The 21,840-nt window shown below is 42.3% G+C and carries 19 protein-coding genes, 1 tRNA gene and 1 pseudogene; 14 read left to right on the forward strand and 7 right to left on the reverse strand.

What is annotated here, in order from left to right:
• Positions 1 to 168 precede the first annotated feature (168 nt).
• From ebsA to HEQ19_31160, 4 genes and pseudogenes are all read left to right on the forward strand, one after another.
• Positions 169 to 543, forward strand: coding sequence for a type IV pilus biogenesis protein EbsA (ebsA, locus tag HEQ19_17960; protein ID WYM01093.1), 375 nt, complete (start codon positions 169 to 171; stop codon positions 541 to 543).
• A 209-nt stretch (positions 544 to 752) separates the two neighbouring features.
• A complete protein-coding gene (locus HEQ19_17965; GenBank protein ID WYM01094.1) occupies positions 753 to 1,847 on the forward strand; it encodes a phosphotransacetylase family protein in 1,095 nt (364 codons plus the stop codon).
• Between the two features lie 142 nt (positions 1,848 to 1,989).
• Positions 1,990 to 2,493, forward strand: a complete 504-nt coding sequence (locus HEQ19_17970; GenBank protein WYM01095.1) for a DNA recombination-mediator protein A — start codon at positions 1,990 to 1,992, stop codon at positions 2,491 to 2,493.
• Between the two features lie 141 nt (positions 2,494 to 2,634).
• Positions 2,635 to 2,835 (forward strand): annotated as a pseudogene (locus HEQ19_31160) (MAPEG family protein).
• Between the two features lie 95 nt (positions 2,836 to 2,930).
• Here the strand turns inward: HEQ19_31160 and tnpA are convergent.
• Entirely contained in the window at positions 2,931 to 3,356 is a 426-nt protein-coding gene (tnpA, locus tag HEQ19_17980) for an IS200/IS605 family transposase (GenBank protein WYM01096.1), read from the reverse strand.
• A gap of 78 nt (positions 3,357 to 3,434) precedes the next feature.
• Here tnpA and HEQ19_17985 point away from each other — a divergent pair, with 78 nt between their 5' ends.
• Entirely contained in the window at positions 3,435 to 4,838 is a 1,404-nt protein-coding gene (locus tag HEQ19_17985; protein ID WYM01097.1) for a transposase, read from the forward strand.
• Positions 4,839 to 5,370: 532 nt separating this feature from the next.
• Here the strand turns inward: HEQ19_17985 and HEQ19_17990 are convergent.
• On the reverse strand, positions 5,371 to 6,285 hold the full coding sequence (locus tag HEQ19_17990) for a M48 family metallopeptidase (protein ID WYM01098.1): 915 nt from the start codon (positions 6,283 to 6,285) through the stop codon (positions 5,371 to 5,373).
• A 7-nt stretch (positions 6,286 to 6,292) separates the two neighbouring features.
• Entirely contained in the window at positions 6,293 to 6,712 is a 420-nt protein-coding gene (locus HEQ19_17995) for a DUF2358 domain-containing protein (protein WYM01099.1), read from the reverse strand.
• Between the two features lie 533 nt (positions 6,713 to 7,245).
• Between HEQ19_17995 and HEQ19_18000 the strand changes: the two genes are divergently transcribed.
• Both HEQ19_18000 and HEQ19_18005 read left to right on the forward strand, forming a co-directional pair.
• Positions 7,246 to 7,701 carry a pentapeptide repeat-containing protein gene (locus HEQ19_18000; protein WYM01100.1) on the forward strand — a complete coding sequence of 152 codons (456 nt, stop codon included), beginning with the start codon at positions 7,246 to 7,248 and terminating at the stop codon, positions 7,699 to 7,701.
• A 1,114-nt stretch (positions 7,702 to 8,815) separates the two neighbouring features.
• A complete protein-coding gene (locus HEQ19_18005) occupies positions 8,816 to 9,256 on the forward strand; it encodes a CAAD domain-containing protein (GenBank protein WYM01101.1) in 441 nt (146 codons plus the stop codon).
• A gap of 141 nt (positions 9,257 to 9,397) precedes the next feature.
• On the opposite strand, the gene HEQ19_18010 is transcribed toward HEQ19_18005, so the two are convergent.
• Positions 9,398 to 10,456 carry an S-layer homology domain-containing protein gene (locus HEQ19_18010; GenBank protein WYM01102.1) on the reverse strand — a complete coding sequence of 353 codons (1,059 nt, stop codon included), beginning with the start codon at positions 10,454 to 10,456 and terminating at the stop codon, positions 9,398 to 9,400.
• 1,221 nt (positions 10,457 to 11,677) lie between these two features.
• On the opposite strand from HEQ19_18010, the gene HEQ19_18015 reads away from it, so the two are divergent.
• From HEQ19_18015 to HEQ19_18025, 3 genes are all read left to right on the forward strand, one after another.
• Positions 11,678 to 12,478 (forward strand): PEP-CTERM sorting domain-containing protein, encoded by an 801-nt coding sequence (locus HEQ19_18015; GenBank protein ID WYM01103.1) that lies wholly within the window; start codon positions 11,678 to 11,680, stop codon positions 12,476 to 12,478.
• Between the two features lie 498 nt (positions 12,479 to 12,976).
• On the forward strand, positions 12,977 to 13,513 hold the full coding sequence (locus HEQ19_18020) for a hypothetical protein (protein ID WYM01104.1): 537 nt from the start codon (positions 12,977 to 12,979) through the stop codon (positions 13,511 to 13,513).
• The gene (locus HEQ19_18025) at positions 13,513 to 14,196 is read left to right on the forward strand and encodes a hypothetical protein (protein ID WYM01105.1); all 684 of its coding nucleotides are present in this window, start codon (positions 13,513 to 13,515) and stop codon (positions 14,194 to 14,196) included. The genes HEQ19_18020 and HEQ19_18025 overlap by 1 nt, the downstream gene beginning before the upstream one ends.
• 186 nt (positions 14,197 to 14,382) lie before the next feature.
• Here HEQ19_18025 and HEQ19_18030 read toward each other — a convergent pair whose 3' ends face one another.
• Both HEQ19_18030 and hslO read right to left on the reverse strand, forming a co-directional pair.
• Positions 14,383 to 16,443, reverse strand: a complete 2,061-nt coding sequence (locus HEQ19_18030; GenBank protein ID WYM01106.1) for a chromosome segregation ATPase — start codon at positions 16,441 to 16,443, stop codon at positions 14,383 to 14,385.
• Positions 16,444 to 16,804: 361 nt separating this feature from the next.
• Positions 16,805 to 17,710 (reverse strand): Hsp33 family molecular chaperone HslO, encoded by a 906-nt coding sequence (gene hslO / locus HEQ19_18035; GenBank protein WYM01107.1) that lies wholly within the window; start codon positions 17,708 to 17,710, stop codon positions 16,805 to 16,807.
• A gap of 306 nt (positions 17,711 to 18,016) precedes the next feature.
• Between hslO and HEQ19_18040 the strand changes: the two genes are divergently transcribed.
• The 3 genes from HEQ19_18040 to HEQ19_18050 all read left to right on the forward strand — a co-directional run bounded on the left by HEQ19_18040 (position 18,017) and on the right by HEQ19_18050 (position 21,342).
• On the forward strand, positions 18,017 to 18,427 hold the full coding sequence (locus HEQ19_18040; GenBank protein WYM01108.1) for a hypothetical protein: 411 nt from the start codon (positions 18,017 to 18,019) through the stop codon (positions 18,425 to 18,427).
• Positions 18,428 to 18,712: 285 nt separating this feature from the next.
• Positions 18,713 to 20,110 carry an S-layer homology domain-containing protein gene (locus tag HEQ19_18045; GenBank protein ID WYM01109.1) on the forward strand — a complete coding sequence of 466 codons (1,398 nt, stop codon included), beginning with the start codon at positions 18,713 to 18,715 and terminating at the stop codon, positions 20,108 to 20,110.
• Between the two features lie 194 nt (positions 20,111 to 20,304).
• Positions 20,305 to 21,342: an SGNH/GDSL hydrolase family protein gene (locus HEQ19_18050; GenBank protein ID WYM01110.1), complete on the forward strand. Its 1,038-nt coding sequence runs from the start codon at positions 20,305 to 20,307 to the stop codon at positions 21,340 to 21,342.
• 6 nt (positions 21,343 to 21,348) lie between these two features.
• Here HEQ19_18050 and HEQ19_18055 read toward each other — a convergent pair.
• Positions 21,349 to 21,420, reverse strand: a tRNA-Thr gene (locus HEQ19_18055).
• Positions 21,421 to 21,453: 33 nt separating this feature from the next.
• Between HEQ19_18055 and HEQ19_18060 the strand changes: the two genes are divergently transcribed.
• Entirely contained in the window at positions 21,454 to 21,711 is a 258-nt protein-coding gene (locus HEQ19_18060) for a DUF3493 domain-containing protein (GenBank protein ID WYM01111.1), read from the forward strand.
• The last annotated feature ends 129 nt before the right edge of the window (positions 21,712 to 21,840 follow it).

The raw sequence follows: 21,840 nt of genomic DNA on the forward strand, positions 1-21,840 counted from the left end.
TTTGGAACTATGATTACTATTTTTTATCAGTTTAGCCTTTGCTACCACCCTACTTGATTTGTGGCACCATTTCCGCCCCATGTGAGCCTGCAGAGATTTTTGGGAATACTGACTATGGAAAACCACTAATATCCCCATTGATCATCTAATCTTAAGGAATATTTAACGATGTCTCTTGAGCAACTCCAGCCTGTCACCCCACAACAAGCCAATGTTTACTTACCCTACATTCAGGGCAACAGGCGTAATTTTTTGCCCTATGCCATCAGTCTCTATCAAAAAGGCGTCTTGGAGGGACAGCGGAAAATCGAAGCCGGTGAGAATATTCCCTTTGTCGCTAGCTGGAATGTTGCCACCTTACCTTCAGACTTAACCCGTTGCCGAATCCAGTTTGATGGCAATGCTGAACTCAGTTATGAATTGATGATGGCAAGTTTCGAGTTTATTAGTTTTTTAATTGAACTGATGGACAATTATAAGCGCTATCGCCTGACAGATTTTTCTCAAGCATTTTATCGCAAACTGCTGCGAATAGATGAATAAATCTCACCCGGACTAAAATTCAACAATTATGGGTATTGTGTAGTCCAACAGCCAGAAAAAGGCGCTGTTTTCAGCTATACATACCCCTTACGAGTTGGGCAATAACTCCTGTAGCTGAGGTTTTTGACAACAGCGATCGCGCTTGTTCGACCTAAAATTAGGAAACAGCAACCTGGGTTCAAATTCTTTTGCAAATTAGGAGTGCATGTGTGCCGACATCCGTAAAATATGTGCTAATTGGCTCAACCGAGACCTACAGTGGTAAATCTGCTACAGTGCTGGGTTTGTCTCATCAGCTACAGCAAATTGGACTAGATATTACCTACGGCAAACCCCTAGGTACGAGTTTCAGTACATTTGGTGGCACCGTTGTCGAGGAAGATGTCCAGTTCATTACTCAAAGTCTGAATCTACCCTCAAACCGCATTGCTGGGACAATACTGACTTTGGATGAAGTAACTGTGCAAAAACGCTTACGCGGCGCAGATCAAACCGATTATCAGCAGTCCTTAGTACAGCAATATTTGCAAATGTCCCGAGGAGATTTGGTATTGCTAGAGGGGGCAGGTAATTTAGAAGAAGGTAAGTTGTTTGACTTGTCTTTACCGCAAGTCGCTGATGTGTTAGACGCGGCTGTTTTATTGGTAGCGCGTTACAAATCTCTGTTATCTGTCGAAGCGCTATTATCTGCTAAACAGCGTCTGGGCGATCGCCTAATTGGTGTCGTCCTCAATGAGATCCCGACTGAACAATTAGAACCTGTAGCAACTCTCTGGCGTCCGTATTTAGAAAACCAGGGCATTCCCGTGCTAGCAATGCTACCAAAAAGCGATTTGCTCCGCAGCGTCAGCGTTGGCGAACTGGTAAAACAGTTAAAAGCCGATATTCTTTGCCGCAGCGATCGCCTAGATTTGATGGTCGAAAGCCTAGCAATTGGGGCAATGAATGTCAATGCTGCTGTCAAATATTTCCGCAAACGCCGGAATATGGCCGTGGTAACAGGGGGCGATCGCGTGGAAATTCAGCAAGCGGCTTTGGAAACTTCTACCCAATGTCTCATCCTAACTGGACAACTCCCACCGCCTCCGTTTATTCTCAGTCGTGCTGAAGAATTAGAAATACCCATTCTGTCGGTAGATTTGGATACCTTAACTACCGTAGAAATTGTTGACCGTACTTTTGGTCAAGTGCGTGTCCACGAACCGATTAAAGTGGAATGCATTCGGCAATTGATGAGTGAGCATTTTGACTTAAACCGCTTATTGTCCAAATTAGGTTTAAGTCCAGCAGCAGCATTGTCTTAGATTGATTGAGTGAATTGAGCAAACCATCAAGCAACTAAACCACAGAATCGACAAATTGTAGCAATATCTAACTCAAGTAGGCTTCGCATCTGCACTCTGTTTGGTAAAATATCTTGGTCGTCTCAACTGATTAAGTCCATCTTTGAGCCAGTCAACAGACCTCATCAACCTCGACACATTAGCGCAAGAACTGGCGACAATCCAGCAAACAGGTTCTAAACGAATCGCCTTGCTGGGTTCCCGTCACGTTCCAATTACTCATCAGAATCTGATTGAAATGATGACCTATGCCCTGGTGTTATCAGGCAATCGGATCATCACTTCTGGTGCTATAGGTACCAATTCCGCCGCCATTAAGGGAGCAATGCGGGCCGACCCAAATTTGTTAACGGTGATTCTACCCCAAAGCTTGGAACGCCAACCCTATGAATCACGCCAGCAACTAGAACAGGTAATGCATCTGGTAGAAAATGCCAGTAATGATAATCTGTCCCTGGCTGAGGCGAGTTACATTTGCAACAAGGAGATTGTTTCCCGGTGCCAGCAACTGATTTGCTTTGCCTTCCACGACAGTCTTACCCTGCTGCAAACTTGCACAGATGCAGAAGAACAAAGAAAAGTGGTGACGCTTTTCTACTTTGACTAAAGTGAGACTTAGTATTAGTAAGTACGTTTCTCCCATTTCTCACCAACTAAACCATAGCGGTTTTAGTTGGCGTCCCCTGGGAGCTCATAAATGACTAATGACTAAATAAAAACCAGTCCCACTAAATTAATGAGGTTGATGATGCTATTACAACCCCAAGTTTCTGCTGTGCTTTTATATTCTATTGCGGCAGCTGCAATGCTAATTTATCTACCGTTTGTGCTGGTAGCTTATGCCCGTGCAAGTCTTGGGTATGAGGCGCTATCTAATCCTCGCACCGTATTTGATAAATTACCAACCTACGCCCAACGTGCTACCTGGGCACACCAGAATTCCTTTGAACAAAAATGTTTCGCGCAGTCCCCACCTAAAAATACTATAAAATATCTACATTTTAGGTGGGGTAAGCGAAACATGTATAAAACGCGCAGCAACAACTATTCCGGTTTTTCTTGATTCTGCACATACTCGATTAGCCGTGACAGAGGTGCTTGTGCGCCAACACTAATAATTGCATAAGAGCTAGACCAAAACTGTGGTTTAGTTCCCCAGTAAAACTTAGATAAATGCTCACTATACTCAGAACGCAATCGACGCGATGTGACTGTTTTAATATTATTCACTAATTTTGATAGGTCAACAGATGGGTGGGTTTCCAGCAGTGTGTGGACATGATCAGCCTCTCCACCAAATTCAATTAACTCACACTCCCACTTGATTAAAAGCTCTTTGATAATGATATTTATCCTATCCAGCATTTCAGCATTTAGAGACTTTCTCCGAAATTTAGTTACTAGAACCAAGTGGTAAATAAGTCTGAATGCACTGTTACTGCGGGTTTTTAGTGCTTGTTCCTTTTCCATTAACTAAGTCGATAACTAAGTTGACAACTATAAATAGTATCTGATATTATAATCTGAGTCAAGGTCGAGACTAAGGTCATGAGCAAGAAAAGAACTAAGCGGCATAAGTCAAAAAAGAAATTAGAACTAATTAGGACTGATGTCTGGAATTTAGTAACTCTGAAGTCGGAAAAAGAGCAAATGCTTTTAACAATTGAGGAGTATCGTAAATACCTTTTACCATTGGTAATAATAGTAAATTCTCAATGGATTAACCTGTCCGATCTAACTGCCTCCGAAAAGGTAAATGCTGTTGAAAAAATGATTCACAAAACAGCAGATAACCCCAACCCGAAGCATAAATATTTTCAATCAATTATTAAAAGTCATCCATCACATCGAAAGTTTCCCAGCTATTTAAGACGTGCTGCAATTGCAGATGCTATTGGAATTGTCTCAAGTTTTCAAACTCGTTATAGAGAGTGGCAGAGTGGGATTAGAGCTAGAAGGGATGCAAAACCACCGCGTCTGACTGCAATGTGTAATACCTACCCTGTATTGTACAAAAGTCAGCAGATTCGCTACAACTTAAATTATCAAACAGTTGATATTAAAGTTTGGAGCGGAACTGATTGGGTATGGCTTAGTGGAATTAAAGTAAAACGTCATGGACTTAATCGGCATCTAACAGATGGTAATGAAATATGTTCACCTGCATTAGTGGTGAACAAAAACAAATGCCAACTATCAATGCCAGTAAAAATTGAGAAAATTAACCGGGAGGATTTTGATTATGTAGTGAGTGTTGATTTGGGCATTAATAACGCAGCAACCTGCGCGGTAGTAGGGAAAGACGGTACTGTAAAGGCACGGAAATTCGTTAATCCTGCTTCTTACATAGACCGTCGTAATCAACGCCGAATGATGATTGCTAAAAAGTCTAAACAGACTCAAAATATTACTAACTCTAAGCGGAAAAAGGGTTTCTGTAAAGGACTTTACCGCAAGTCCTCACACATTAATTTAGAAATCTCACGTCAAGTTAGCTCTTGTATTGTTGAGTTCGCAAAGGCTCATAACGTCAAAATAATTGTGATTGAGAGTTTAGCTGGCTGGAAGGCGAAAGCTGGAAAGAAAGGTTCTCTTCTAAAACAGAAATTTCATCTGTGGTGTCACGCCAAAATTGTTGAGATAGTCACAGATAGATGGTCTGAATTAGGGGGACAAGTTCAAGCTATCAATCCCAAATATACCAGTGCTTATGCTTTTGATGGAAGCGGTAAAGTTAAGCGCGATAAAAATAATTATTCTCTAGCAAAATTTGCAACAGGCAAGCTTTATAATGCCGATCTGTCAGCATCTTATAACATTGGTGCTAGATATTGGTATTGCCTGATTGTAGGTGATAAAACCTTTTCTAGAGTGTTCGTCAGCCAAAGTTCTAACGACACACTGAGAACGCCAGTAACTCTGGATTCGTTGAGAAGTATTACAGCTTCTTAGCGCACGAATCCCCATCTATAATCTTTGATTTAGATGGGGTGCGTTCAATATACCTATTTTACGATCGCTGATGTTTGCTGTTAGCACCCTTAGCTCTAGCACTCTATTTTTTCTGAGTATCATCCAAGCTAATGGCTAAAATGGGCTTAAGCACTTCCAAATTCAAAATAAAAGTACGCCATCCCTAATCCCTGTCTCATCAACCAAGATCTCAAATCCAACATTTTCTATGGCTGCTACTTTTTCTTTTGAGACTTTGATAGACCATAATTAGCTAACGCTGTCGATCAAACCAGTAGGGTGCGTTACAGCTTTGCGGCTAACGCACTGTACAAATTTGGCATGGTATGCTTTTACCAAAATACGTCGTTTCAGGCTTTGATTAATTATTACTTTGATGGTAAACAGACCCGCGTTGTAGGGGTTTAGCAATGCTAAACCCCTACGACATCTCCGGTTTTTTGCAGGCCATATTTTGTATTTTTTGTCAATGCGTAAGTCCTAACAGCTTTGCGGCTAACGCACCACCAGACTACCAAGAAGACATGAAATTCCAATCTGCAGAATCTTCTGTGTTTTCTACTGCATCTTTTGGCTCGTCTTTTGGCTCGGAGTAATTTTCAGCTTGCATTAACTTCTCATATTCTCCTGAATCAACCCACTTTAACAACTCAGCAGCTCGCATCACTGACCACGGAAAACGGTATTCCATGAAGCTGAAGATTTTGGTAATCTGATCTAAATTATCAAGATTAATGTTAGAAAATTCACGAGCTTGAGTTTGAAAATCTGCTATGGTATCTGCATTCAGGTAATCACTCGGTAAACCAGCTAGCTTCATCAATGAGGTGATTGCTACATCAATATTTTGACACGCTAACAAACCTGCGCGATCTGTAGTCAATCTAGACATCATAATCCAATTATAGAGAGCTACTTCTATCCCATTTGCTGCTAAACCCCCGAATCCCAATGTTGTGCTGCTGATGAGATTTTTTATAAGTGGCATGACATTTGCCATTTGCTGATAAACTATGTATTTACCCTTAATTCGAGCAATTTCATAGCCAAAAGCAAATAATAATTCATCGTGTGAATACCATTCCATTGCTTCTAAATTCACACCAATCATCGGCTTTTCTACGCCTATAGCATAGGACTCAATACATCCATGACCTCGAAACAGGTATAATTCTGGCTGTGGGGACAAATCTAAAATCTGACATGTTTCTACAAATGCATCATACAATTTCGGAAAGTTTCGCGGTGTGACTCTAAATTCACAGCCGATGGTTTGCATTCTCAGTAAACGATCAATTCCATATTCGTTTACCTTCTTCAACAATAAAGGCAGCCCAGGCATTTTATTCAAAGAAGCTAAAGCTTTCTGATCAAAAGGATGCTGGTAACTTGTTATATTTAATCCGTCAAATACTTTTCGTGTCATTAAATTATCATCCTTTTTGCCAAAACTGCTGTAAAATTTCCCCTGGTTTCCTATCCCAAGTGTCAATATGCTGATATATCAAGCCATCTAAATTAAATTGATACGTGGAATAACCATTAAAAAATAATTTCGCCTTCCAGGGAACACGCAATACACCCCGCACTGTCCATTTAGCTAAAATCGTATCTTCGGCTGACTGCTCAACTTCATGTACATCAAAGTAAATTTCGCTAAAAAATAGCCGTGCATGAAATCGCAGCGTCCAAAAAATAATCCGATAGTTAAATTTATATTTAAATGTATTTACTGGGTCTTGAAAATAGATATCCTTGCTATATATAGCATAGGAGATATCTTTCTCAAAAAGTGTCGGTAAATCATGTTTGAGAGTTGCTATTACCTGTTCTACCTGCATTGTATTCCCCACACCTGCTTAAACAAGATTCCTCAAAAACCTCTCCACCCGTTGCCAAATTGAAGATGTCCTCCTACTAATTACACCACCTCTACTTAAATCCGACAAGGTGGGATTGGTTCACCTAACTCGGCAAAAAGTCAAGACGCATCAAGATTTGATAACAAATGTTGGGAAGTGGTGCAGTCTCTTAACAAGATTTAATATTGATTTAACCCAATACAGTTCAGTTAGGCTCGAATGATATACACTGTAGGGGCACGGCATCCAAAATTTTTTGTTCTAATGACAATTTTATTCGTGCCGTGCCCCTACGACAATTTTCCTTAACTGAACTGTATTGTGATTTAACCGGGGCATTTTTTGACAATTTATCAATCAAAAATCGCTTAAACCCTGAAGCAATAGGATTTGTGGATTCACTACCAATGCTGTTTGGTATCACAACAAGTTTGTGCTATGAATCAACCCATTTTTGTAATTTCGTGAGATAATAAGATTGTGAGGTAAAGAACGGACATATCTTCAAGAGAAAGGGGGAAAATATGAAACTCCACTTTTTAGCGGCTCTAGCCTTAGCTACTCCCCTAGTTTTTATTAGCTCAGTACAAGCTGGGAATCCACGAGATTTACAAAGGCTGTTGACCACTCGTGAATGTGTAAGTTGCGATTTATCGGGAGTTAACCTCAGTGGCGCTCATTTAATTGGTGCTGACCTCAGAGGCGCAAATCTTCAAGGAGCAGACCTGACAAAAGCTAACCTAGAAGGTGCTGACCTAACTGGCGCAAACTTGCATGGTGCAAACTTAACTTCAGCTTATGTAACCAATGTGAATTTGAAGCTAGCCAATCTCAACGAGGCTAATTTAACTCGCGCTACAATTCATGATTCTAATGTCTACAAAGCATCAATGAACAATCTCAATATCACTGGTGCGGAAATATTTAACACCGGAATCGGTATTGGTGGTGAGGATGCACAACTTCCCGATTGGAAATAGGCTCAACTAAGTGCTGGTGTTCTCAAATTTATAGATTTTATAGCTCTTATAGCTCGTAGTTGCGCTTTAGCGGTTTAGCACAACTACGAGCTTATCAGTTAACACATTTTTCACCTAACCCTTTGATTAAGGCAGGTGTCCATACCATAAAAAAGCTTATTTGTCTAGGCAATTTGAATACAGAAGAACTTATATTACAGATTTAATATCAATCCATGTGGGTTAATTGACGATCGCAGCTTAAGATAGCTTTAATATCAGATAAAATCAGCTTTTATGCCTGTATAAGTCAGCAACCCAGCCCTAAAGGGACTGAGCTTGTAAGAGAAATCAAGCAAGATGTGCTGACCAGACCACCTAGCAATAGGTAGCCGTTATTTGAGTCACGACACCTCGGAATGCGTTCGCCCTTGGCGTTGCCGAAGGCTAGCTAGTTCCCTGCTCTGTCGCTTGTGATTAAACAGTTCTAAGGTCACTGGAACAGTGTTGCAAGCCTAACAAGCTCTTATAACTGGTCGAAGCTAACTTTACCCCGAAAGGGTGGCTCCTGGCTGCGCCACGCTGCGCGAACGGAGCAAAACCATTATGCGTACAGGATTGGGAGATTTGAAATGGTAATTGTCCCATTGAAAGTGCAATACAAAAGCACACCAAATTAAACAATCCCAAGGCGGTAATGGATCAACAAGATTAACTGCGACTAAAGTCGCCGAGTCGTTTCCCTCTCAGGTCTAAAGACGCTGAGTTTCCCACATCCCACGAGGTTCTATGAAAGGTGGACTGATTTTTGCATGATTTGTGCTTGCATGAGTACGATTATGGGCAACTGACATGGTATGGGATAATCGCAACATCAGGGTTCGAGTTGATTTAAAAAACAGAACTCAGAAAAGCGCTGATTTTAATATCTCCTACCGCCTTTCGACTTCTATCCGCCTACAGACTTTCTACCTTGTAGTTGATGAAGTAGTGGCTAAGGAGCAATTATGGTGATAGGACACTAAAACCCTTGGACGAAACTCAGTTGTGCTGATGCTCTCTCTCGCGCATCACCTAATCAACAGCCTTTTGCTTGTCATTGTCCGGATTAGACAAACTCAACTGTCACAATTTAATGGGAGCGAAAATGCCAGAATCAGATTTTACAGAAACCAAGACTCCAGAGGCAACCATGCCAGATATCAACAACCAAACAGGAACTATAACCAAGCTCCAGCCTCCGGCGCAGTCTCAAGAGCAATGGTTAAAATACGGTGAGCAAATTTCTGCTTTTTTAGGGACACTACCCGAATACCTGGGAAGCTTCTTTAATCAATACAAGCAGCCCTTAATTTCCGTTGGTTTAATAGTCGGAGCAATTGTCGCCGTTAAGGTACTCTTGGCGATATTGGATGCTTTGAATGATATTCCCTTAGTAGCACCTACCTTTGAGCTGATTGGTATTGGTTACTCTAGCTGGTTTGTCTATCGCTATTTACTCAAAGCCTCAACCAGACAAGAGTTAACTCATGAAATTACAACACTCAAATCACAAGTTGTTGGTAAAGAAGCTTAGGGAGCATCATCTGTTACGGATGTAGTGCAAAACGTAATTTTGCAGCCTAATGGGGCTGAACATTGCGCCTGCTTTCTATGAATGCTGGTGAAAGTGGTCAAGTGGAACTCTCAAACAACTTGACCGCTTTCACTTTTAGGGTTATAGAGGCGATCGCACAATGTTTTGAGATGGAAAGGCTTCCAATCTGCCGGTGCGTACCAAAGCTTGATGAATCATAGCCGCTACCTCAGCACGGGTAGCTTCTTTGTTGGGAGCAAAAACTTTTGGATCGGGATAGTTAACTACAAGACCATTGGCTGTAGCCGCTGCTACCTTCTCAGTAGCATATTTAGGGATATCTTTGGCATCTTGATAGATATTTAAAACTTTGTCAGCAGCACCAGGTGCTTTCAAATTCAACCCTGTCACCAGGGAAACTAAAACCTGTACCCGCGTAATCTTTTGTTCTGGTTTGAACGTTTCATCAGGGTAGCCTGATAAAAATCCGCTACCGATGGCTTTGTTAATTACTGGAGTTGCCCAGAATTTTGCTGCAACATCCTTAAATTCTATTGCCGTTTTGCCAAGGTCTTTGTCAAAGGCTTGTTCTAGTATAGCAGCAAATTCCGCACGGTTAACAGCCTGATTGGGTCTAAAGGAATAATCTGGAAAACCTTTTATAATACCACGAGAAGAAAGAACATTAATAAAACGCCCTCCCCAGAAATCATTGGGTACATCGTTAAACGCAATTGGTGGGGGAATGGTTGACTTCTTCTTTGCGGGAATTACTAAAGAAAATTGTACTTTATTGGCCTTGACAGCAGGTGCTACAGGTGCTTTACTTTGCAAATCATCGGGGGTGACGTTGGTAGATGGTAATACTGGGGCAGGAGTCACCAAGTTAGTTACAAATGGAGCCGTGCTAGGTTCGGTAACAGGCGTAGTTATTGGCGTTGGTGAATCCTTGCGGTTAGGATCTGCATTTGCTTCCCCATTCCGAACAGAACCCGCTGCTGGATTTGGCTGTAGGCTCTCCATCGGAGTCGAGGGAGGAGGTGACAGCAGGTTTAAGTTCCAGCCTTCGTCCCGACGGGAAAATGACCAAAACAGAATTGCGCCGATAGTAGTGAAAGCAACCAGAACGGCGATAAATTCATCAAAGCCAAGGGCAGTGGTTCCAGATGACTTAGGATCGGTAGGAGGTATATTTGTCATCGTAAGTTACCCCGATAGCAGTGTAATTTGCATATAACCTCAATTAAGCCATAGATGACTGTTTTACACCACTCCCTGTTTGATACAAAAAATAAAAAGTTATATCATGTTCGGTTGATCGCTTATAACCCACATTCCGCACTTCAAAATGTATTATCTCTGTTTTCAATAAAAATTTCTAATAATGTTCAAGATATTAAGTATTAATACTAGCTTAAGTCGGATTCTATGTTATTGATTTAACCATCACTAAACAGGTTTTGGAAATCTATGCGTATTACACGATGAAGTGCGGAAAGCCGGGTGAAAAATTATTCCTACTTACTTTACATTTATTAATAAATTGGTTGGAAAAATTCACGATATTCTTAAACACAAACATCTACTTTTATGCATTTATTTTTATTTCATCATAGAAATAAAGTTTTGATGAATATACGTAAATCAGGTTTTTTTTTAACCGTGAATAGATTCTTCTCTTTGCAATTCGTAATTGTGAACAAAATTGTCAGTTTGGCTATTTTCAAGCATTCTCGACTATTCGGAGTTTTTCGGAGGATTGGTTTTGGGATTACCTAAAGAAAATACTGAGATTAAGTGCTTGACAACTTAAAATAAGAAGGTAATATGATAAATATACCGAGATAAATCAAGGATTAAGAATGTATTGTGAATGTAATAGGAGGTATGCATCTGATGATGTTTATGTAGCGAACGATTTATCGCTGTCAGCTTTTGTGAAATTTTGAATGGGTATTCCATTTTGGACGCGCTGTATTAGTCTGCGATTCTGCAGCAATTATTTGTCAAGCCAAATGTAATTGACGGCTTGTATCCTGAAGTAATTGGCAATTTGTTGTAATTGCTCTTTGGCGCTTTTGGCTTTTGGTCACAAACAATATATCTATCGGCTTCTGTTGTTCAGAAAGCGCTTTTTAGGCTGCGAAAATTATTTGGATTAAACCTTATTCGCTACTTTGAGGTAGTGATAAGAGTTTAATTGACTGCTGTTTTACAGTGGGTAATTTTCTGTAATTCTATTTGGCGAAAGTTTCCTATGCTGAGTGCGGGTTATACGTATTCCGCGCTGAGTGAGATTCTTTCCGTGATTACGGTGCCTGACGGGTAGGTAATGCGGCAGTCTGCAGCTAGTTGCTACAGGTGTATTTTCGACAAAAAAATCTCACATTCTTTGTAAGCTTTACCTAATAGGACTTTCAAATGAAAAAACCTGCTCTTCTCATAGCCCTGTCAACACTCGCATCTGCGAGCATTTTTGCTCCTTCTTCTGCCCACGCCTTTGAACTTAGTACAACACAAAAGTTACAACTAGTTGCAACACAAGCACAAGCTCAGGATTTATTTTTTCTCTCTGGATTTTTAGATGGTGAGACTAAAAATCAGGGAATACAGAGTGGATTTTTGAATTCGTCAAGCTTTTCTTTAAACCCACAAGGAACAATTAAGGACACAGATTATACTGCTAACTATCTTGGAACTTTTGACTCCAACAGTGACCTAGTTAATTGGACTATGACAGGAAACTATGGACAAAGGGCATGGAGTAGTTCTGGTACTGCTAAATTTCAAAATAATAATGAAGAAATAATTTGGAATAGCAATGGTTCTATTAACCCCGACTGGGAAGTGAAAGGCGGGTTGAAAATATCTTTAGGTGGAAACCAACCGCTTAAGTATGATTTCAGTTTAGGCGGGGGAATAACTGATAAGGTTGGCAACAGAGGAGGAAAGTATGATTTATTGGGAAGCATTAGTAAAGATTCTGAAAACGGCTTTTCCACTGGTATAAAAGGAAAATATGAGGAGACAAATAAAGGCACTTCCAAACAGATTCAAGTTGAAAGCAAAACTAATAAAAATGGAACTACTATTACCGTACAAGCTAAAGCTAGTAGCGTACCGGAACCTCTTACCATCTTAGGTTCAATAACAGCACTCGGATTCGGTATTGGCTTTAAATGTAAACAAGCCAAAGCAGCCCTAACAAAAAAGATATCTTAAACAAGTCTGGAATCTCCTATGAATCTGAGGGGGTGACAAAACCCTTTGAACCAAAGACGCAGTAAGGGTTTTGAACGCTTGTGCCATGAAAAGATCAACATCATTTCTCGGCTTTATTGATTCCATTCTCAATAATCACAGCCCAAAAGTCTGATTTTTCTGTTGGGATAGGTTCCCAATTTGTTTTGAGCGTTTCAAGGCTCACCCTCAATACGGTTCGGTTAAGGCTAAAAAATAAAAATGTGTAGGTTGGGTTGAGGAACGAAACCCAACATTTGCGAGGGTTTGTTGCGTTTCACTTCCCTACGGGACGCTACGCGAACGTTCAACCCAACCTACGAATATTCTTAACCGAACCGTATTGGGCTCACCCTTTGATAATCCTTATTTGATAAGGCTTTGAGACTAAGTTGTCACCCCCTCAGCAATAATAGTATGTCTACCCTGACGCAGAATCGCCGTATAGGGAGGTCATTTCAGGAATTTGTTCAAAGAAGCATGGCGTACCCTAATGAAAACTGGTATTTGTTTGCCTCTCCTGCTAGACAGGCGCAGAGCGGTGTGGCTTCTGTTAGACCTGACTTTACAGAGAGAGTAACTAATCTTGATGCTGCGGGTAATGTACGATCTGACGACCAGGGTAGCTTTGTCGAAGTTAAAGCTACTGGAGCTGTTCTCAACTTAAGTTACTATCGATATCAAATCTTAGGTCATATCGATGCTGTTTCACGGCGCCCAGCAGCAAGATTTGGTAGAGGTGCTGCACGTGTTTTGTTCATTACTACATCAGATACTACTGCTTCACCTCCTGACACTATAGCAGAGGCAAATAGGCTAGGCATCGGAATTTGGAAAGCGATTGTCTGTACAACGGCTCAACCTGGTGGGTTATTACAAGTGGGTCCAGCCGTTCCATTAAATCCAGAGATTTACGCGCCAAATATACCATCACCAGTTTCGCCAGGTGTTCTTAATGACTTAGCGTTACCCGGAACTGCTCCAGCAGGTTTAGAAGATGCAGAGGGAGGATATTAGTGACTAAAAATAGTTCACTACAACGACTTAACAAGCGACAGGTTCGTGCTTATATTAAAGATAATGATTGTTCCCTCGACACATCCCTAAATTCTCAAACACCAACCGACTTACTATTTGTTTTTGATAAAATTTATCGATGTACTGATGGAAAAATTTTGGCAGTCAGTAAGGCTGGCACTGGCAATCTCTATGGCTCGACTAGAGATTGGCAATCTGAGCTTGATAAGTTAGTTGAACTTGGGAAACGCGAACCAGTTCACATTCTTTACAATCAAATCCCCAGTCCGGAGCGATTCATCCAGGAGATTCCATATCTAGTTTCAAATTTGGCTAGAGAACTTGAACTAGATTTGTCCGAGATGAATAAGACTCTGGAAAGTCTATTAATTGTAGATCAAGTCATTGAAAGCAAAAACCGACAAGGTTATATCGATGATAGTAGTAACAGAAAAATTTTAGGTTCGCTGATAGCGTATGTTGGAGAGGTGGTCAAAACAGCTATTGATGGACAGTGGCTAATCAAACGAGATAATAATGGCTCAGGTTGGGAACCAGTAATTGTTGGTTCAAATGGCAAAACTTCTTCATTTTGCGTGATGGTGTTTGATGAACTTTATGAAGCAGAGGAAAGTAGTTTCTATGATATTGCCTCACTGTTAATCGAAGCTCATCAACAGTGAATTAATTATATATTGATCCCAGATATGACCAAAAACCTGCAATATGTATGTCATTAAGAAGCATAAACGAGTAACTTTAGCGATTAAAGCTGTTCAACAACAGAACACTTTGGTTGCTATTATCACGTATCTTTTGGCAAGGCACAGCATTGCTGTGCCCCTCACTAAATTTAGACAAATGGGAAATTACTCCCCACTAGGAATTGTTGACGGCTCAATTTGTGGTATCTCTGGCGTCGGTACTGGTTGAGGATTGAGAAATTCTCGCCAAGTGCGGATTTGCTCCCGTGCTGCACTGTAAGCAGAAGTACCTCGTGGTATTAACTTGGCAGTTTCAATCCCTCTGGTCATATCTGACTCACCTTGGGAACGCGCTATATCCAACAATTGCTGACTCCATTGGTCAATGGCTATATTGGCATCCATGCGTAAGATGCTACGCTTGGGCACCCGTTCCGCTAGCCGCATTGCTTGTACCAAGGCTTCTGGTGTGCCAGCAAGTGCTACTTCCCGTGCTTGCTTCCAGTCTTCTTTGGCGCGGATTTGCCCTTGCCAATCATCGATAGCCGTTTGTGCTTCCAGAGAAAGTGCCCTTCCTGATGCGGCAATTTGTTGAGCGGCGCTAATAGCTGCGGGTAAATTCCCACTGTCGGCTAGTTGTCGTGCCTGATCTAAGTAAGGTTGGTCTTGAATACGCTCAATCTTGGCTGTCCAAGAGCGTATTCGTTTCCGTGCTTCTGGATACAATGCCCGACCTCTACGGATTTGACTGATTTCGGCGATCGCCGCTTGCAAGGAGTTCATATCCTCTAACAGCGCTATTTGTTCGGCTCGCTCCAAGAAAGGTCGGTCTTGGATTGTCTCTATCTGCCCTTGCCAGCGCCCCATTTTGTCTCTAGCTTCTGAACCACGGGGGTTACTATAAGGGACTAGCTGGGCTTCGGAAATTGCTGCTGTTAAATCGCCGATTGTTCCTTGGCTTGCCAATGCTTCGGCTTTGTCTAAGCGGGCAACGTCTTCAATTTCTAACTGCCAACGGGCAATGAGGTTTTGTGCTTTTTCGTACACTGCTCTGTTGGGAGAAATTTGTTGTGCCTGGGAGATTGCCGTCTCTAACCCGGAAACATTACCTATCCATGCACTTTTTTGGGCTTCTGTCAAGTCTATAAAGTCTGTGACTTCCGCCTGTAGTTTAGTAATTTCAGGAATTTGTCGGGCAATGTCTAGGGCTGTATCCGCATCCCGCCTATCTAGCTTTTTCTGTGCCAACTCCAGCATCTTGCGGCCAAATGCGGGAATCGATTCTTGCGCTTTTTGATAAATGTAACTGTCAGTTCCAATCGATTCGGCGATTTTTATAGCTTTGAGTAAATTATCGACCACGCCGCTGTTTGCTAGACTGTCGGCTTTGGCTAACTTTTCACCATCTTCCCGTGCGGTGGCAATTAGACGATTCAATTGGTCGTACTTCGTAGTTGTCCAATATTTATTGTCCACACGCAACAACCTAGCAGACAGCATAAACGCTGATTGCCAACGCTTTTGTCGCAGTTCATTTTCGGTTTCTTTATAGATTCCTTCTGCTTTCGACCAAATTGACTGCCATTTAGCAATTTGCTCTTCTACTAATTGATGAGCAGCAACCTCATTAGGAATCTTACGCGCAGTCTCAATAGCTTCCTCTAATTGCCCGGCTTGAAAACTTTGATCGGCTAACTCCAAAATATCCTTTGACCATCGTTCGATGAAGCGATCTGCTTCTTGACGGAGTGGATGATTTTCTGGTAGTTGCCTTACTAGCCCGATAGCTTGCAGTAAGTCGTACACCGTTTGCTTAGAAGCCGCCAATTGAGCGCAATGCAGGCGCACCGACTCGCTAGCCAAGGGCCAGAAAATCTTCGGGCAGTTGGGAGCTGCTGGTAACTTCAGCAGCATTGCCATCGCCAAAAATGCTACACTGCCTGGTACGAAAGTTAACAAGATTAAACCTGCCACCCAGTTTTGCATCCAGGGTGGTAATTTCCTGGCAATATTACTGAGTGTGTCTGTTTTCTCTGATACCCGGTTTAAAGGTAATTCTTCGGGATTGTTTTCTGTTTGCTGCTTCACTGACTTCGAGTTAGAACCAGTAGCTGGGATACCAAATGCATGAGTATCACCGAATTTTTCTCGGGATAAATTTGTCATTTTATCTGGCTGTCTTGCTCTGGCTGGGGACCAATTGTCTGGAATATCCCGCTCTGTCATCTCTCACACCAAAATAATTGAATAGCGATCTGTTGGCGATCGATAATTCTTTTCTTGTTTTTTTATGCTACCCAAATTCTAGACAAGAATAGTCGTCTAGAATTTGCTTGACGTTTCATCGGGTGAAGTTGACTGATCAATTCCCTCCACGTCCAGCCCCGACATAGCCATCCGGGGTTTAACCATGCTAGAAGCAAGGTTTTTGAGCATTTAAATCTCTATTAATACCAAGGATTTAGAGCCATTGAAAACAAGTTCTTTCGTAAGGCATGTATATGTCCATAGCCAGAACAAGTATTGTCGCATGATCTCTATCCACAAATAGCATTAACTTACGAAAATTTCCGTGCAGTTTTATACTTTATCCTGAAACTGAAGATTCTGCTTGCAAATCGACAATTAATTGAGCCAACTGATCACTACTTGCTTGATACACTTCGCCGCAAAAGTCACAAGTGGCTTCAGCTCCATCATCCTTAATAATCATGTCTTGAAGTTCGGCTGCTCCCAGAATCTTTAGTGCCCCCAAAACACGTTCAAAGGAGCAACCACAGTGGAAACGCAGCATTTGGGTTTCGGCAAAGATTTTCAGTCCCATGTCTCCTAACAGATCCCCAAATATATCCGTCAAGGACTTTCCTGCTTGCAACAAGGGTGTAAATCCGGCTAAAGCAGATACCCGTGATTCCAAAGTGGCTACGAGGGCTTCATCTCTTGCAGCTTTGGGCAACACTTGTACTAATATCCCGCCAGATGCGGTTACTCCACTTGCTCCCACAAACACCCCTAAAACCACAGCTGAGGGTGTTTGTTCAGAAGTCACCAGGTAATGAGCCACATCATCGCCAATTTCCCCCGAAACTAGTTCAACAGTACTAGAGTAAGGATAGCCATAACCAATATCGCGAACAACGTAGAGGTAGCCACCACCCACTGCACGACCAACATCTAGTTTACCTTTAGCCTTGGGGGGCAATTCCACCGATGGGTTTGCCACATAACCGCGTACCGTTCCATCTAGCCCAGCATCTACTAATATGCCACCCAAGGGACCATCGCCCTTGACACGCACGTTGACCCTAGATCCAGCTCGCTTCATGCTAGAGGCCATTAACAAGCCTGCTGCCATAGTCCGACCCAGTGCTGCTGTTGCCACATAAGATAGCTTGTGGCGCTGGCGTGCTTCTTCTGTCAGGCGCGTGGTGATCACGCCTACCGCACGAATACCACCTTCGGCTGCTGTGGCGCGAATTAACTGATCCGCCATGAAGAACCTTACGAATAGTGTCTGATTGAAAGTCCCTGCTTTTAGGCATGGGAATGAAAGCATTAGTTCAGTATAACAAAAGTTAATGTAAACTTGTATTTGATGAAAAAAAGATATTGGTTCATGAGTCCTACTTAGAAGCATTCACCAGTACTTACTACCAAACCATCAGAATTAATGGCACAGAGTACTGTTCGTAGTTGCGCTACCCTACGAGAAAGCTGCCCTAATAGCGCTGTAACAATTAAGAACGCTAAAGCGCAACTACGAACCAGCCATCAGAACTAATGAAATGGAGATCAAAACATGCTGGGTAATTTTCAACAAAGCCAACTGCGGATAGAAATCGAAGCCTCAGCAGATGCCATTCATGACAGTCTGCTGCGTCCAAAACAACTGGAAAAATGGCTCATTGGGCAACGCTTTGCGCCAGGAATGCCAGAAGAATTGCATCCAGGATTTGAATTTACTACCTGGACCGGACCTGTCCCGATTCATCATCAAGTGAACGTCGCAAGGTCCAATTGTTTGCGATTGCTGCTGAGTGGCGGTATTGACGGCTTCCATGAATGGTACTGGGGAGAAGGTTGGGTGCAGTCCCGTCTAGAAGGCGTATCATTTTTACCCCTGAATTTGGGGCAAACCCTAAATTTGTTGAGCTTACGTCAGTTTCTAGTAGGGGCGCAAGGCTTTGCGCCCCTAGCCTTGCGCCCCTAGCCTTGCGCCCCTAGCCTTGCACCCCTAGCCTTGCGCCCCTAGCTTTGGGAAGTTAAATTCAGTACGTAGGGGCGCAAGGCTTTGCGCCCCTACCGTAGTAAGTAAGTCGCTAATTGCGCCAAACTATATTACGAAACATAAATATCCCCCAAATCCTTACCAATGACAAATGACAAATGACAAATGACAAATGACAAATGACAAAATCGGTGTTACCGCTAAGATACCTGCAAGGTGAGACTGTCTGCGTTAGGGTAGGAAATGACACTCGATTTGTGATTTCCTGTGCTGCCCTGTAAAAGTCCTGTTCTTCTTCTGAGTTTAGCTGTTTTACTATCTTCGTTAACAGCCTGTGCTAACACACCGGTCGCCAAAAACCTGGAAGAGTCTTTGGCTGCAGATCCCAAGTTGCAAAATAATCCAGATGTTTTTGGGACGACTAAGGTTAATCAACCACAAGCAACGCCGAAGGAACCAAAGGTTCAGTTACCAACTGATTTTCCCAAAGATATTCCCTTATATCCCGGTGTCCAACTACAGGAAGTTACACCGTCAAGTAATTCAGAAAACCGAATATCCACTCGCTGGCTAAGTTCTGAGCCTAGCAATTTTATTGCCAGTTTTTACCGTAACCAGTTGCAGAAAAACAGCTGGCAGATTTTGCAACAGCCACCAGATGATATGGGAGGTGCTTTTGAGGCGCGGCGCAATGATTTGCATCTGTTGGTTACTATTGAGCCTAAAACCGTCACAAACCCTGCACCCAATCAACCACAAACTGCTACGGAAGTAGTGATTTCCTACCAACCTCATAGTACCGCAACGCTACAACCGACTCCAAAAACTAACGCTCAAACTCCTAATGACGTTCCCCAACCCGGAGATCCACAGTTTATTGGTCCGCTACCATCCGCCAATGTAGCCACACCGTCAGGGGGTGCTTCTGATAACCAAACAAATACTGTAGCGACATCTCAAACACAGGAATTTCAAGATCTTAATAAAGCACCGCAAGAACTGCGACAACATATTCAAGACTTGGCAGCTAATGGTATTTTCTCTCTAGATGCCCAGGCAACTAAGAGTAACTCTAATGCCACAGGGAACCAATTTGAACCCAATAAAATTATCACCCGTCGGGAATATGCCCGTTGGCTCGTAGCTGCAAACAACGCGATGTATGCTAATAATCCAGCTAAACAGATTCGCTTGGCATCAGTAAGCAATCAAGCAACTTTTAGTGATGTGTCGTCAAAAGACCCTGATTTTCCCTCAATTCAAGGATTAGCCGAAGCTGGATTAGTTCCTAGTTCCTTGTCTGGCGATTCCACCACAGTTTTGTTTCGTCCTGATGCACCTCTGACGCGGGAGCAGTTATTGTTGTGGAAATTACCTTTGGATACCCGCCAAGCCTTACCTTCGGCAAACTTAGATGCAGTCAGACAAACCTGGGGTTTTCAGGATGCTGGGAAAATTGATCCGAAGGCTTTAAGAGCTGTGTTAGCTGATTTCCAAAATGCTGAACAATCGAATATTCGGCGGGTGTTTGGCTATACAACATTATTTCAACCCAAAAAACCAGTGACTCGCGCGGAGGCGGCTGCAGCTTTGTGGTACTTCGGTACTCAGGGTGAGGGGATATCGGCTGCTGATGCTTTGAAGTTAGGGAACTCCAAAAAATAAATTATCCGCAGTACCATGCCCTATGCCCTATGCCCTTGAATTAATATTTTGGCATTTTACGTAAAATCTCGTAGATATTTTTGCTTACTTGTGCTAAATTCTGATAAATAACAACAAGATAAGTCTACGGTTTATTTTGGCAGGGAATAGTTCTCAATGGTGATTCGCAGTAAATAATATGAGAGTTTAATAAGATGAAAAAAGAGTTTGTAGCGGCAGGATTTGTTCTTTTCTCTTTTATGTTGCCGCTAAAAGCTTCGGCTGCACAATTTAGTGGACTTTATGTATTTGGTGACAGCCTGTCGGATACTGGTAATGTTTTCAAGTTTACTGGAGGGTCTGTTAATCCAACAGCAGCTACTCCCGCAAGTCCACCCTATTTCAATGGGCGTTTTTCTAATGGTCCGAACTGGGTGGATTATCTGGGAGAAAATCTAGGATTACAACCTACTCTATCGACTGATTTAAATAAGACTATTCGTACCCAAGGCATTAACTACGCTATTGCTGGTGCTAGGTCTGGTATAGGTCATATCAATCCTAATCGAAATTTGCCGGGAGTTTTACAGCAAGTTGGCTTGTTTACAAAACCCTTCATCGATGCTAATCAGAAGATTGACCCCAATGCCCTCTATACTGTGCAGGGAGGGGCGAATGATTATCTATTTCCCCAGTCAAAAAATTCTACTCAGCCCAAGCCATTCGAGAATATATTGCAGTCTGTGAACCTTCTGGCTGCAGCCGGGGCTAAAAATATTTTGGTGTTTAATTTGTCAGATTTAGGAAAAACACCACTAGCAAAAATTGACAATCGCAATCCTGATAGCCTTAGTCAATCAACTATTGAATTTAACTCGACTTTAGCCGCAGGTTTAGACGCTTTGAGCCAAAAACCACAACTCAACATCATATCTGTTGATGTTAATTCTTTACTCAACCAGATAACTACAAATAAGGAACAATTCGGTTTAAAAAATGTGACTGATGCTTGTTTAAAGCTCACTGCTAAAACAATTTGTGATGAACCGAATAAGTATTTGTATTGGGATAATGTTCACCCAAGCACCACTGTTTATAAGTTGGTAGCAGACAAAGCCCTGGCGGCGATTGAGGCTAAGTCTGTCCCTGAACCTTCAACAACTTTGGGAAGTTTGCTAATTGGTGCTTGGGGTGCTGTAGCAGTGCGGAAGCGCAAACGCCAAAAGTCAGCGTTGACGACAATCATCCGATAATATTAAAGCCGATGACGGGATTTGAACCCGTGGCCTGCTGATTACGAATCAGCTGCTCTACCACTGAGCCACATCGGCGCATACCGTTTATCATTATAGCATAATTTACTAATGGTAGAACAAAATCCTAAAAATCGCCTTAACCCAGAACAATATGCCCGCCTCAAAGCAGAAATAGCTGCGCCCTATCGCAGCATCAGAAAATTTATCTATATCGGTGTTGGTGCTTCTGGTTTGATTGGTGCATTTGTGTTTTTCTTTAAACTGCTTGCAGGGCGAGAGCTTGACAGCACTTTGCCTAACTTCGCACTTCAGGTGGGAATTGTTGCTCTGATGGTATTCCTCTGGCGTTGGGAGCAAAAGTATTGACACACTCCCTGATCTGAAAGTTCAGGGATTCTGGATTCAAACAGCAATAGCAGGCATAGCCCGTCTTACATCACCTAGCCCGACAGACAATGCCCTGCCTGTTGCCACTATTTTACCAAAAAGCCGTCC

This window comes from Gloeotrichia echinulata CP02, assembly GCA_038087035.1.
Lineage (GTDB): Bacteria > Cyanobacteriota > Cyanobacteriia > Cyanobacteriales > Nostocaceae > Gloeotrichia > Gloeotrichia echinulata.

What these genes read in the sequence shown, in the direction of transcription:
- ebsA (WYM01093.1), top strand. Translation starts at nt 169, where the DNA reads ATGTCTCTTGAGCAACTCCAGCCTGTCACCCCACAACAAGCCAATGTT.
- tnpA (WYM01096.1), bottom strand. Translation starts at nt 3,356, where the DNA reads ATGGAAAAGGAACAAGCACTAAAAACCCGCAGTAACAGTGCATTCAGA.
- HEQ19_17985 (WYM01097.1), top strand. Translation starts at nt 3,435, where the DNA reads ATGAGCAAGAAAAGAACTAAGCGGCATAAGTCAAAAAAGAAATTAGAA.
- HEQ19_17990 (WYM01098.1), bottom strand. Translation starts at nt 6,285, where the DNA reads ATGACACGAAAAGTATTTGACGGATTAAATATAACAAGTTACCAGCAT.
- HEQ19_18000 (WYM01100.1), top strand. Translation starts at nt 7,246, where the DNA reads ATGAAACTCCACTTTTTAGCGGCTCTAGCCTTAGCTACTCCCCTAGTT.
- HEQ19_18005 (WYM01101.1), top strand. Translation starts at nt 8,816, where the DNA reads ATGGGAGCGAAAATGCCAGAATCAGATTTTACAGAAACCAAGACTCCA.
- HEQ19_18010 (WYM01102.1), bottom strand. Translation starts at nt 10,456, where the DNA reads ATGACAAATATACCTCCTACCGATCCTAAGTCATCTGGAACCACTGCC.
- HEQ19_18015 (WYM01103.1), top strand. Translation starts at nt 11,678, where the DNA reads ATGAAAAAACCTGCTCTTCTCATAGCCCTGTCAACACTCGCATCTGCG.
- HEQ19_18020 (WYM01104.1), top strand. Translation starts at nt 12,977, where the DNA reads ATGGCGTACCCTAATGAAAACTGGTATTTGTTTGCCTCTCCTGCTAGA.
- HEQ19_18030 (WYM01106.1), bottom strand. Translation starts at nt 16,443, where the DNA reads ATGACAGAGCGGGATATTCCAGACAATTGGTCCCCAGCCAGAGCAAGA.
- hslO (WYM01107.1), bottom strand. Translation starts at nt 17,710, where the DNA reads ATGGCGGATCAGTTAATTCGCGCCACAGCAGCCGAAGGTGGTATTCGT.
- HEQ19_18040 (WYM01108.1), top strand. Translation starts at nt 18,017, where the DNA reads ATGCTGGGTAATTTTCAACAAAGCCAACTGCGGATAGAAATCGAAGCC.
- HEQ19_18050 (WYM01110.1), top strand. Translation starts at nt 20,305, where the DNA reads ATGAAAAAAGAGTTTGTAGCGGCAGGATTTGTTCTTTTCTCTTTTATG.
- HEQ19_18060 (WYM01111.1), top strand. Translation starts at nt 21,454, where the DNA reads ATGGTAGAACAAAATCCTAAAAATCGCCTTAACCCAGAACAATATGCC.